Raw genomic sequence first — 13,196 nt, 5'->3', positions numbered from 1 at the left:
TTTTTTCTTCCAAAATATAATTGTGGAAGGCTTATATGCTCAGGGAAAAATCATCAAAACTTATTATGATTTGGGAGAAACCAAATTGAAAGAGATGTATACCATATCTTCCTTTCAACCCAATTATTTAGAAGGAAAATATGAAGCATTCTTTTCGAATGGGAATATAAGAGTTGAGGGGCAATATCGTAAAAATGTGGCAGTAGGTCTTTGGAATTATTATTACGAAAATGGTCAGTTGAAGATGTCAGGAACCCTTTTAAATAATAAGCCCCATGGGCTTTGGAAGTATTACTTCGAAGGTGGTAAAGAAAAAATGCGAGGGGAAATGAAAGAAGGTATGAGGGAAAATGAATGGCTTTTTAATTACGAGTCGGGTAAATTAAAAAGTAAGGGATTTTTTAGAAATGGTCGAAAGACAGGAAATTGGGAAAACTATTTTGAAGAAGGGGGAATAAAGTCTATAGTAGATTATGATAATGAACCTTCTGCTTTCAAGGAGTACTTTTTAAATGGAAAATTGAAGGGAGAGGGTTGGTTGCTATCTCAAAGGGCAGATAGCCTTTGGGTCTACTATCATGAAAATGGGATGAAGCAGGCAGAAGGAAAGTACCGGAAAGGGCAAAAATCAGGAATTTGGAATGAATTCCATGAAAGTGGGCAATTGGCTGCAGAGGGAGAATATCTTTTGGGATTAAAGACAGGAGAATGGAAATATTATGACAAAACTGGGGCCATACAAACTAAGGGATATCATGTGGAAGGTTTAAAACAGGACCACTGGGAATTATTTGATAGAACTGGGCAATCTATTGGGGAGATTTTCTTCGAAGATGGCAGAGGAAATTATAAAGAGTACTATAAAAATGGTTCCATCAAGGCTAAAGGCCAGGTTGAGGGTGAGCAATTTGAAGGGGAATGGCATTTTTATTATGAAGACGGAACAATAGAAGGTAAATGCTATTACCGTGATAATATGGGGTATTATACTGGCTTTTACAGGGATGGAAATTTAAAGACCAAAGGAGCCATGGAAGGAAGTAAGAAAGTGGGGTCATGGGAGCTTTACCGTAAGGATGGTATCCTGGCAGGTTATTACAAACCCGTCTATAATGCAATTCCAGAGAACTTTGAAACGGTTACCAATTTTGAACAAGAAGAAAAACCCGTTAAAAGTCAGAAACCCGATTATCTTTTTAAAAGAAGGCATTTTAAATATTTTAAGGCTAGAATAAATGAATTTAGAGGGATTTTTATATCATCCAATCCATTTTTAATGCCTATTGGTCGAGTTCCATTCTCTGTGGAGTACTATATGCAGGAGCGATTGGGCTATGAGTTACAATACCATTATTTTAGAAGCCAGTTTTTTATACGGGATAGTCAAATGCCTTTAAATGATATTTATCATAGGGGATATGATATAAGTTTTCGACAAAAATTTTATCAAGAAGACAAGGATATTGGAATGTTGTACTTTGCTCATGAGGTGTTTTTTTTATCCCTGAATCAATTTGTGAAAGTGTCAGATTCCTCTTTGATATCAAAAAGAAAAACTTTTAATAAGGCTGATAATAGTCTTGGTTATGCCATTTTGGTAGGAAATAAATTGATAAGAGATGCTGGAAACTCCGGTTTAACTTTTGATTTATATTTGGGAATTGGGTTGGCCCGTCGTATAGGGAAGAAAAAATACGATGAGGTTCCAGAAATGGAAGAAGCTTTTGAATCTCTTCCAAAAGGAAGGATTTATTTTCCTATAAGATTTGGGGTAAATATTGGATATACTTTTAAAGGATTTAAACGGTAAAGGAAGGTTTTTAGTGATATTTTGAATTTTTACACCAATGCCACCCCTTACCCTTACTTTTTAATTGAAGGGAAAAAATCACTTTGTAATTCATCAATGACTTCTCTAGTTTTGCGTTTTATTGGATGAAGGTTTTGCTTTTTCCATTTTAATCTTCCTAAAAAATTAATTTGAGGATAAATCCCTCACCTTTTTTATGATAAAGGAGTTAGACATAACGGTAAGTCCTGAAGTGGCTTTTAATGAAGAAATGCTAGAGGAAAGGATTCAAAAATCAATTAGGGCTTCCAAGGACGAAAAAGTCAGTATTCGATTACTTCGCCGGTCTATTGATGCCCGGTCCTCTAAGGTAAAGGTCAATGTAAAAGCTGCAGCCTACATTCAGGAAACCCCTCCACCTCTAATTTCTCATTATTTGGATTATCCCAATGTGGCAGATAAACCTCAAGCTATAGTGGTAGGAGCGGGGCCTGCGGGCCTTTTTGCGGCTTTAAGGTTAATCGAGTTGGGTGTTAAACCCATTGTTTTGGAAAGAGGAAAAGATGTGAAATCCCGCCGTAGAGATCTTGCAGCTATTAACAAAGACCAAATTGTTAATCCTGAATCTAATTATTGCTTTGGGGAAGGAGGAGCAGGTACCTACTCTGATGGAAAACTATATACTCGATCCAAAAAAAGAGGGGACCTAAAGAGGATTCTGGAAATTTTGGTGGCTCATGGGGCAACCGATAAGATTTTAGTAGATGCACATCCTCATATAGGTACAAATAAACTTCCAAAAATTGTGGAGGCCCTTAGAGAAAGTATTAGGGATGCTGGGGGAGAGGTTCATTTTAATGAAAAGGTCACTGACTTTATCCTTGAAAACGGGGAAATGAAAGGGGTTAAAACCGCCTCAGGAGAAACTATAAAGGGACTAGGAGTAATTTTGGCAACTGGGCATTCTGCAAGAGATATCTTTGAGCTGCTTCATAAAAGAAATATTGCGATTGAAGCAAAACCTTTTGCTTTGGGTGTAAGAATTGAACATGCTCAAAATCTTATTGACAGGATTCAGTATAAATGTCGAGATAGCAGGGGAGATTTCCTTCCAGCAGCCTCTTATTCATTAGTGCATCAGGTCAATGCTAATGGGAAAAATAGGGGTGTGTTTTCTTTTTGTATGTGCCCAGGGGGATTTATTGTGCCAGCCGCTACCGCCCCAGGAGAAGTTGTGGTAAATGGTATGTCGCCTTCCAGAAGAGATTCTAAATATTCTAACTCAGGAATAGTTGTGGCGGTTGATGAAGAAGATTTTGCTGCTTATCGCCAATTTGGCCCCTTGTCTGGAATGTATTTCCAACAGGCTATTGAGCAAAAAGCTTGTGAGATAGCTGGCAATTCACAAATGGCTCCAGCACAGCGTATGGTTGATTTTGTAAACAGAAAAGTATCTTCCTCTTTACTAGAAACCTCATATCAGCCCGGTTTGAAATCGGTTGATATGTGGGAAGTTTTGCCTAAACCTATTGCTCAGAGTTTAAGGAAGGGTTTTATAGCTTTTGGGAAGAAAATGAGGGGTTATTTAACAAATGATGCTCAAATTATTGGTGTGGAAAGTCGAACTTCCTCTCCTGTAAGGATTCCAAGAGATAAAATTAATTTAGAACACACTCAGGTAAAGCGATTTTATCCATGTGCAGAAGGGGCCGGCTATGCTGGCGGAATTGTTTCTGCTGCCATGGACGGGGAGCGTTGTGCTGAACAATTGGCCGCTTGTTATGTCTCAAATGCAGTGAGAAAATGAAAATACAAGAGCTTTTTTAATTTTTCTTAGAGTTTAAACGATTTGATGAAAAGGAAATGAAAACGGTTATTATTGGGGCTACCCCGAATACAGAACGTTATGCATGGTTAGCAGCAAATATGCTAAATGATTATAATTTTGAATTTGTACCTGTAGGAATTAAAAGGGGAGAGGTAATGGGTAAACCTATCCAAAATATAAAGGACCAGCCGGCAATCAAAGGGGTACATACCGTAACGCTTTATATTGGGCCTCATCACCAGCCGGAATATTATGATTATATTTTTAGTCTCAATCCTCAGCGAATCATTTTTAATCCCGGTACGGAAAACGATAAATTTATGGAGGTTGCGCAAGCAAAGGGAATTGAAACAGTTGTGGGGTGTACTCTGGTTATGCTTCGGTCGAAAACTTATTGAGCCAGATCTTCCTGATCTTCTTCCTTTGCTGGCCATAATACATTAACTCCTCTCTCTTCAAAAACATCTTTGATGTTTTTGTAATCCTCCCCTTCCTCATAGAGGGGATTTCCATTAAGATAAATGCTTTTTAGATTTTTTATGTCTAGAACGTCATCTGGGATGTCTTGAAGATTATTATGCGAAATACTTAACTCCTCTAATTTGTCCAGTTTTAGAACTACCGGCGGCCAATCATCAAGCAAATTGTCATTTAAGTGCAGGATTTTGAGATTGTTTAAATTTTGTAACTGTTCCGGAAGTTCCCGCAAATGATTGTGATGGAGATATAACTCCTTTAAAGAATTGATTTCCCCTAAGGTTTCAGGGACTTCAAATATATCATTAAAAGACAAATAGAGTACTTCAAGGGAATCCAATTGAGAGATTTCTGTAGGGATATTTCTGATTTTATTGAAGTATAAATCAATGATTTTTAGCTTTTTGAGCTGCAATAGCTCTAATGGGATTTCCTGTACTTTATTTTCGTAGAAGGAAATGGAGCGAAGATTTGTCAATTGAGAAATTCCTTTTGGTATTATCTTTATTTGGTTACCATTTAACTGTAAGTCTTCAAGATTGGTTAATTGCCAAAAATTATCCGTTATATAATTAAGGTCACATTCCTTCATTTGAAGCTTTTTAATTGGCTTAAATTTTTTAAAACTCTGGCCATCTAGAACCAGACAATTTTTATTCAAATAAAGTGACTTGAGTTTTTTGAAACGTGCAACATTTGTTGGGATTTGGATAAATTTGTTATTGCTTAAATTTAATGTTTGCAACCTCCTAAATTTTCTGAATGGTTTAGGAAGGAGACTAAGGTTGTTTTCTTCAAGGGAAAGAGAAGAAACCCTACGCATTCGCCTGATAATTATTTTTTGGTTAGCTAATTTATTTGCGGACAGATCGAGATGTTTTAATTTTTTTAGTTTATTCAGTTTTCTTGGTATTTTGATTATTTGATTATTTGATAAATTTAGAGTTTTAAGGTTTTTGAATTCATAGACAAAATCAGGAATTTCCTTTAGGGAGGCATAGGAGAGGTCCAAGGTAGTGACAGAGTTTTTATTGGTGATTTTTTTGGCATTTTGAAGCCTTAATTTCCCTTTGTCTAATCTTCGTCGAAGATATAAACTATCACGTTGGGCAGGGCTCATTCGATTAATTTCTTCCCGCGTAATTGTGTTTCCTTTTTTTTGGGCTAAGGACCCGTTGTTTATACTTTCAGACAAAAGGAGGAATAAAATTAGGCATAGAGTTCTCATGAAGGTAAAACTAAATATTTAGTTGATTATTTCAAACCCTAATTCATGTAAAAAACCGATTTTTATTGTATTTTTGTTTTTTTGGAAATGATATTATGAGCAAGCAAGAAAATACGCCAAACAGCGAATATTCGGCTGGTAATATTCAGGTGCTAGAAGGCCTGGAAGCCGTTAGAAAAAGGCCCGCCATGTACATCGGCGATGTGGGGGTAAAAGGTCTACATCACATGATTTGGGAAGTGGTAGATAATTCCATTGATGAGGCCTTGGCCGGATATTGTGATGAGATATTTGTGCAGATTAATGAGGATAACTCTATTACTGTAAGTGATAATGGTCGTGGTATTCCTACCGATATGCACCCTAAGGAGAAACGATCAGCCTTAGAGGTGGTGATGACCGTGCTACATGCAGGAGGTAAGTTTGATAAAGACACCTACAAGGTTTCTGGTGGTTTGCATGGAGTAGGGGTATCCTGTGTAAATGCCCTTTCTACTGAATTGAAGGTAACTGTACATCGAAATGGAAAGGTTTTCCAACAGGAATATAGTAGGGGAATTCCTCAATATCCGGTGAAGGAGACTGGTACTACCACGAGTACAGGAACTACGGTTCATTTCAAAGCGGATCCTGAGATTTTTACAGTGAATGAATACACTTTCGAAACTGTAGCAACCAGGTTAAGGGAGTTAGCTTACTTAAATTCTGGCATCCGAATTCATTTGACCGATCAAAGAGAGATAGATGAAGAGGGGGAACCGGTAAAAGTAAATTTCTTTTCAGAAGGAGGCTTAAAAGAGTTTGTCCAGTATCTGGATTCTACCAGGGAGAAGTTAATTCCTGAGCCCGTATTTATGGAGGGAGAAAAGAATGGAATTCCTGTTCAGGTAGCGTTGAGCTATAACACTTCCTATTCTGAAAATGTAGTCTCTTATGTCAATAATATCAATACCATAGAAGGGGGAACTCATGTGGCAGGCTTTAGAAGAGCGCTTACGCGTACTTTAAAGTCTTATGCAGATCGCTCTGGTTTATTGGATAAGGTAAAGGTAGATATTAGTGGAGATGATTTCCGGGAAGGTCTGACAGCCGTGATTTCAGTAAAAGTTGCTGAACCTCAATTTGAAGGACAAACCAAGACTAAATTGGGGAACTCCGAAGTAATGGGAGCAGTTGACGGCAGTGTTAGTGGCATGCTGGAAGCCTTTCTAGAGGAACATCCCAAAGAAGCTAAACAAATAGTTGCCAAAGTAGTGCTTGCTGCCCAAGCTCGACATGCCGCAAGGAAGGCACGTGAAATGGTGCAGCGAAAAAACGTAATGGGAGGAAGTGGATTGCCGGGTAAATTGGCCGACTGTTCCGAAAAAGATGCTGCACTTTGTGAATTATATCTTGTAGAGGGAGATTCAGCAGGAGGTTCTGCAAAACAAGGGCGAGATCGTAATTTCCAGGCTATTTTGCCACTTAGAGGTAAAATCCTAAACGTAGAAAAAGCTCAGGAGCATAAGATCTACGACAACGAGGAAATAAAGAATATGATTACGGCTTTGGGGGTAAGTTTTGGAACGCCAGAGGACGATAAAGCCTTGAATCTTGAAAAACTTCGGTACCATAAAGTGGTCATTATGACGGATGCCGATGTGGATGGAAGCCACATTCGTACACTTATTCTAACCTTCTTCTTCCGATATATGAAGGAGTTGATTGAGAATGGTTATCTATATATAGCTTTACCTCCTTTATATTTACTGAAAAAAGGAAAGGACGAACGGTATTGCTGGACTGAAGAGGAAAGGATGCTTTTAGTGAAGGAAATGGCTAAGGGAGGAAAAGAGGAATCAGTTAATGTTCAAAGATACAAAGGTTTAGGTGAGATGAATCCTGAGCAGCTTTGGTCAACTACTATGAACCCTGAAAGCCGGAGTATGAAGCAGGTTACAATTGATTCTGCAGCCGAGGCAGACCATTTATTTTCTATGTTAATGGGGGATGAAGTGGCACCTAGAAGAGAGTTTATTGAGAAAAATGCGAAATACGCTAATTTAGATATTTAGTAAGGTATTTGAGCGGAAAGGGTTAAAGATAAAGTGAAAGGGGAGGGGAATGCGTTCTCCTTCCCTTTTTTATTTAAGGATCTCTACCTTTTTAAGTTAATTTGGGGAATTTAATTCTTCATAAAACCTCTTTTTGCATAACATTCCGGAAAAATAACATCTGCCATTAATTTTTTCTTAATAATGGTATAATCTCAACAGACTACCGTCAAAATTCGTAAAGCCTAATTATTAATTAATCAACCGACCTTCCCTTTTTAAAATTTTAAAATAGCTTATGTTAACTGAGAAAAGATCATCTACTTTAATTCGTGAAAGTAAATACCTTAGTCGTGATTTAAGCTGGATAAAATTTAATGATAGAGTATTAGATCAGGTTAGGAATGGAAGCAGGTCAACATTGGAGCGGCTTAAGTTTTTGGCCATTACAGCTTCCAACCTTGATGAATTTATGATGATCAGAGTGGGGAGTTTGTATAATTACCTGGATTATAATAAAGAAAGAACGGACTATTCGGGATTAAGGGAATTGCCTTTCAAAAGGAAGCTTTTTGAGGATATCCAAAAATTTTCCCATCAGCAAAACCGGGAATTCAGAGAAAAGTTAGCCCCTAAATTTTCTGAAAGTGGATTTATTATTTCAGGAGTTTCTTCCTTGAAAAAGAAGGAAAAAGAGGAGGTGGAAGATTATTTTATGAAAATAGTTTTTCCAATGCTTACTCCCATGCTTTATGATTCTTATCATACCTTTCCTATTTTAATCAATAAAGTATTGATCTTTGGTGTGATTACGAAAGGAGCGGATGAAAAAAAGGAAAACCGAAAAACTTCTTTTGTTCAGATCCCCCAAAACCTTCCTCGGTTTTATGAAATTGATAGAGGAGATTCCAAGGTGTTTGTACCCCTAGAGGAAATCATTAAAGTACATATAGCAAAGCTTTATAAGAATGTTGAAATAATTTCTGTGAGCTTACTTCGCTTGACTCGAAACGGAGACTTTACCATTGAAGAAAGTGAGGATATAGAAGCAAGTTTTGTTGAGGAGATTCGGAGAAAGTTGAAAGACCGGAAAACTGGTCGTGTGGTTCGGATTGAAGTAGAAGAGGACCACAGCCATTGGTTGGTAAATCTTTTAAAGGAACGTTGGGAGTTAGACGATGACAATGTTTTTGTTACTGAAAAGGGAGGGCTAATTGATTATACCGCATTATGGCAAATAATTAACCTCAATGAATTTAAGGATAAGCTTCCTCCCAACCCTGTACCCGTACCTCCAATGGGATATGCCGATGGAAGGGATGAAAATATTTTTGAATTGCTTAAAGAGCAGGATGTGTTGTTGCACCATCCTTATAATAGCTTCGATCCCGTATTAGAGTTAATTGAGAAGGCTGCTGAGGATCCAACTGTTCTTTCCATCAAACTTACCATATATCGATTGGCAAATGATAGTAGGGTAACGGATGCTTTATTGAAAGCAGCCGAAAATGGAAAAAATGTATCCGTATTATTTGAACTTAAAGCACGATTTGATGAGGAAAATAATATTCGGGAAGCTAAACGACTGCAAAAGGCTGGATGCTTTGTTATTTATGGAATGGGAAGTTTCAAAACCCATACGAAATTACTTTTGATTGTTCGTAAGCAGGGGGATGAGGTGACTCGTTATGTGCATATGTCTAGTGGTAACTATAATGAGGATACGGCAAGCTTATATACAGATTTAGGTTTGTTAAGTAGTAATGAGAATTATGCCCAGGATATTTCCGAATTTTTTAATGTGATTACAGGGCATTCAATGCAAAACCACTTCAGAAATTTGATCACAGCACCAAATGAGATGAGAGATAAACTCATTGGTATGATTAGGGAGGAGGCGATTAATGCTCAGAAAGGACTTTCTAGTGGAATTGTGGTAAAAATTAATTCTCTGGAAGATAATATCGTTATCGATGAATTGTATAATGCTTCCAACCATGGGGTGCCTATTAAGTTAATTGTCCGGGGAATCTGTTGTTTAAGGCCGGGTAGGAAGGGATTGAGTGAAAATATTTCAGTGAAGTCTATTGTTGGGAATTTTTTGGAACATTCAAGGATATTCTATTTCCATAATAATAATCAGCCGAAAGTCTACAGTGGGAGTGCTGATATCATGGTGAGAAGCTTTGATAAAAGGATTGAATCTCTGTTCTTGATTTTGGACCAGAGATTAAAAAATCAAGCGATCAGTATTTTAGATTATAACCTAAAAGATAATATAAACTCTTATATTCTTCAGGAGGATGGAAACTATGTGAAGCAGGAAATAGGAGATGCCCCACCTTTTAATGTACATCAGGAATTTTTTAATGCTTCCGCTGAAGACCTAAAACAATCGACCTTATTTTGAAATAAAGTGAAAAGAGGTGATCGATTAACATCTTATTATTGAGAACGCCAGAGGGAAGGAGAAGAGCCTTTCTTCTGGCGTTTTTGTTTACTTCTTTGAAAAAGGCAGTTTTAATTTGAGAATGTGGGAGGGACGATAATAAATCAAATAAGGAAGGAGCTTATGAAATAACTCCACTTGGTCATTTTCTTCTTCTGCTAGTCTTTACCTTCCCACTAAATTAAATTGTGTCCTTATTTAGGTCATTTTAACCTGTTCCAGAGAAAGAATAAATCATTTAGAGTTTATTCTTGTTTTTTCTCTTTTTCCCTTTTGGAAATGCTTTTTTCATAAAGCATATGCATGATGCCATCTTTAAGGCCAACATCAGGTACGACCATATTAACAGCCTTTGCCCAATTCATAACAGAAATATAAATATTTGAAGCCGGGATTATGACATCAGCACGGTCTTCATTTAATTGTAAGAAACTAATCCTTTCCTTTAAACTAAATTCTGCGATATAATCCCTAGTTTCCATCAGCTGATCTAAAGTAAAGGAGTTGCCATTTCTATTCTCTCTTTTTTTTGCTACATCAAATAGTTTATTGATGTTTCCTCCGGTGCCAATGGCCTGGATAGATTTTACCTCAATGGTATTTAGTTTTTTATTGATCCATTTCTCCATTTTCCCCCAAACTTTTGGGGATTCATGATGTTCCAAATTCCGGACCGTTCCAATATTAAAGGATTTAGAGGCTATTTTTTCTTTTTCATGATAAATATTTAGCTCTGTACTACCTCCTCCTACATCAATATGGATAAAGGTTGTATCATCAAGATGCTGATTTATGGCCAGATTTATAATTCCAGCTTCTTTCTTCCCACTGATGATTTTTATTTCCATGCCGGTCATTTCCTTTACTACATGAACCATCTCATTGCCATTTTCTGCCTCCCGCATGGCCGAGGTAGCGCAGGCATAATAATCCTCCACTTCATATAGGTCAATCATTAGCTTAAATGCTTGCATAAGCTTTACAAACTTTCCGGAGGTTTCTGGAGAAAGTTTTCGGAAATTGAAGACATCATGACCCAACCGCAAAGGAAAACGGACGTATTCTACCTTTTTAAAGTTCAATTGTCCATCATAAGGTGTTACGTGAGTAATTTGTAATCGGATGGCATTTGAACCTATATCTACTGCTGCTAATCTCAAATTATTCTAGTTCTATTTTTATTAAATCTTTATTGCTTTGATTTTAAGGAAATTAGAGGAAATATCACCTAACTCTTAAATTAAAGATAAAGTAAACTTCAATTTTATTTTAATTTAAGGAAAATTCATAGTGCTTTTTGGATTAATTAGAAGCGGCAATCTAATGAATAATGAATAAGGAACAATGAATAATAACGAAGTGTTTCTTTCTCATCACTCTTCCTTTCTGGCTCCATTTTGTGTACGGCTATTAAATAAGTACCTTTGCAGTCGAATTAAATAGACAGCTGTTTTGAACACTTTTGAAGAATTGGGAATAAGTAAAGCTCTGATAAAGGGCTTAAAGGAACTTAATATTGTGCAGCCAACGGAAATTCAGTCGGAAGTTATTCCACTTTTATTGAATAATAAAACTGACCTTGTAGGGCAAGCACAGACAGGTACTGGAAAAACTGCTGCTTTTGGTTTACCCTTATTAGAGCGGATAGAGCCCAAACGAAAAGTAGTACAAGGACTTATTCTTTGTCCTACCAGAGAATTAGGGCAACAAGTAGCCAAACAGTTATTTAAGTTCACAAAATACACTGATAAAATTTTTACCGAGGCGGTATATGGAGGTGAGAAGATTGACAGACAAATTAATGCCTTGAGTAGGCCTACTCATATTATTGTGGCTACACCTGGGCGGTTGATAGATCTTGTAAAACGGAAGGCCGTAGATTTAAGCCAGGTAAAAACTGTCATTCTGGATGAGGCAGATGAAATGCTTAGCATGGGATTTAAAAAGGAATTGGATCAAATCCTTGGTTTTTTATCTAATGCCGAAAGTAAATGGCTCTTTTCTGCTACTATTCCCCATGGAATAAGACATATTATTAACAAGCATATGTCCGCAGATGCGCATCGGGTAGAGATAAGTGGTCGAAATGTGGTGAATAAAAATATAGCGCACCAATATCTGATTTGCGAAGAAGTAGATAAATTTCATGTACTGATGCAGTTTTTGAAATCAGAATCGAAAAGTAGGGGAGTGGTATTCTGCAAAACGAAAGCGGCTACCCAGAAATTGGAAAAGCAATTGGCAGCGAAAAATGTAGCTGCGGGGGCCATTCATGGTGACTTATTGCAAAAGGAAAGAGATAAGGTAATGAGGGCGTTTAAAAACAAAAAATTACAATTCCTGATATCTACTGATATTGCAGCTAGGGGAATCCACATAGATGAGCTTTCCTTTGTTGTGCATTACCAATTGCCAGACAAGGAGGAATATTATACCCACAGAAGTGGTAGAACGGCTCGAGCTGGAAAAGAAGGTATTTCACTTAGCCTTGTGAGTACTTCGGAAATAAAGCAGCTCCGATATTTCGAAAAGGTATTAGGCATCAGTTTTAACCAAATCAGGCAAGTGAAATAGGAGAAGAAAAAGAAAGGGGAATTTCAGTTTTCCCTTTTTTTTCAAATACACCAAGAGTTAGTGAATATGAAGAACTAAACAGTCGATTGGATTTTTATTGCATAAAGTGTAGGGTCCACCAGAAAAAGTTAATTCTTTAGAGCTTAATACAACCCATTAAAGGTTTATGAAGTGCTGGATAATCTTTTCTTACCTTAATAAAGGTAAAGCGGGTTGGTAATAGACTTTTTTCTTTCTGTAACATCGAATAGTGTTTATAAAAATGATTGAAATGTTGTAGAGGTATAGGAACCCAATCATAAAAATGAAGTGAGCAAAGGAAAAATTCAATTTTATATGTTCCAAATGTAAAACCATGCCTGCCATTAATAAGGCGTAAGTTGAACATAAGGCTATTGTCCAGGTGATTTGAAAGTTGAGTATGGATTTTCCCGTTTCACTCACATCTTTTATTTTGTCCTTTTTTATGATCCAAATCGTTAAGGGTAGGATAATGCCTAATAATGGGAAAGGTAAAAACCCCAATTGGGATAAATTTAACATTGTTAAAACATTTTTATCTTCTTCTACCTGCCAATCAATAATAATTTCTGGAGAAACCTGTAAAGAGACTGCTAGCCTTTTTAAAGTATCTCCACGGGGTACGGTTTCCCCATTTTCTAATCGTTGTATGGTTCTTAAACTTAACCCGGAATCTTCAGCCAGTTGCTCTTGAGTAATTCCCTTTTTATTTCGTAAATCTTTTACTCTTTTAGATAAATCAAATTTGTCCATCTACTTCGTTATTTTAATTTGTGTCGTTAAAAGTAGTTTTTTTT

Annotated in this window: 9 protein-coding genes; 6 read left to right on the top strand and 3 right to left on the bottom strand. The window is 36.8% G+C overall.

The features are described from left to right. From E1171_RS18335 to E1171_RS18325, 3 genes are all read left to right on the top strand, one after another. Nucleotides 1-1,810: toxin-antitoxin system YwqK family antitoxin (locus E1171_RS18335; protein WP_155207514.1), on the top strand; the 1,810-nt coding region annotated here is incomplete at its 5' end. 196 nt (nucleotides 1,811-2,006) lie between these two features. Continuing rightward, nucleotides 2,007-3,596 carry an NAD(P)/FAD-dependent oxidoreductase gene (locus E1171_RS18330; protein ID WP_155207513.1) on the top strand — a complete coding sequence of 530 codons (1,590 nt, stop codon included), beginning with the start codon at nucleotides 2,007-2,009 and terminating at the stop codon, nucleotides 3,594-3,596. Nucleotides 3,597-3,652: 56 nt separating this feature from the next. Continuing rightward, nucleotides 3,653-4,015, top strand: a complete 363-nt coding sequence (locus tag E1171_RS18325) for a CoA-binding protein (RefSeq protein ID WP_155207512.1) — start codon at nucleotides 3,653-3,655, stop codon at nucleotides 4,013-4,015. On the opposite strand, the gene E1171_RS18320 is transcribed toward E1171_RS18325, so the two are convergent. Further along, nucleotides 4,009-5,214, bottom strand: coding sequence for a leucine-rich repeat domain-containing protein (locus E1171_RS18320; RefSeq protein WP_187696529.1), 1,206 nt, complete (start codon nucleotides 5,212-5,214; stop codon nucleotides 4,009-4,011). The two genes, E1171_RS18325 and E1171_RS18320, sit on opposite strands and share 7 nt — an antisense overlap. A 203-nt stretch (nucleotides 5,215-5,417) precedes the next feature. Between E1171_RS18320 and gyrB the strand changes: the two genes are divergently transcribed. Next, nucleotides 5,418-7,376, top strand: coding sequence for a DNA topoisomerase (ATP-hydrolyzing) subunit B (gene gyrB, locus E1171_RS18315; protein ID WP_155207510.1), 1,959 nt, complete (start codon nucleotides 5,418-5,420; stop codon nucleotides 7,374-7,376). A gap of 277 nt (nucleotides 7,377-7,653) precedes the next feature. Next, entirely contained in the window at nucleotides 7,654-9,765 is a 2,112-nt protein-coding gene (ppk1, locus tag E1171_RS18310) for a polyphosphate kinase 1 (protein ID WP_155207509.1), read from the top strand. A 284-nt stretch (nucleotides 9,766-10,049) separates the two neighbouring features. On the opposite strand, the gene E1171_RS18305 is transcribed toward ppk1, so the two are convergent. Then, nucleotides 10,050-10,964 carry a Ppx/GppA phosphatase family protein gene (locus E1171_RS18305; RefSeq protein WP_155207508.1) on the bottom strand — a complete coding sequence of 305 codons (915 nt, stop codon included), beginning with the start codon at nucleotides 10,962-10,964 and terminating at the stop codon, nucleotides 10,050-10,052. 292 nt (nucleotides 10,965-11,256) lie between these two features. Here E1171_RS18305 and E1171_RS18300 point away from each other — a divergent pair, with 292 nt between their 5' ends. After that, entirely contained in the window at nucleotides 11,257-12,378 is a 1,122-nt protein-coding gene (locus E1171_RS18300; RefSeq protein WP_155207507.1) for a DEAD/DEAH box helicase, read from the top strand. A gap of 189 nt (nucleotides 12,379-12,567) precedes the next feature. Here the strand turns inward: E1171_RS18300 and E1171_RS18295 are convergent, their stop codons facing one another. Continuing rightward, complete coding sequence (locus E1171_RS18295) at nucleotides 12,568-13,152, bottom strand: helix-turn-helix domain-containing protein (RefSeq protein ID WP_155207506.1); 585 nt, start codon at nucleotides 13,150-13,152, stop codon at nucleotides 12,568-12,570. Between the last annotated feature and the right edge of the window lie 44 nt (nucleotides 13,153-13,196).

It is taken from the genome of Xanthovirga aplysinae (assembly GCF_009711365.1).
GTDB lineage: Bacteria > Bacteroidota > Bacteroidia > Cytophagales > Cyclobacteriaceae > Xanthovirga > Xanthovirga aplysinae.
The sequence above is the reverse complement of the archived record's forward strand: the minus strand, read 5'-3'. Positions and strand labels throughout refer to the sequence as shown.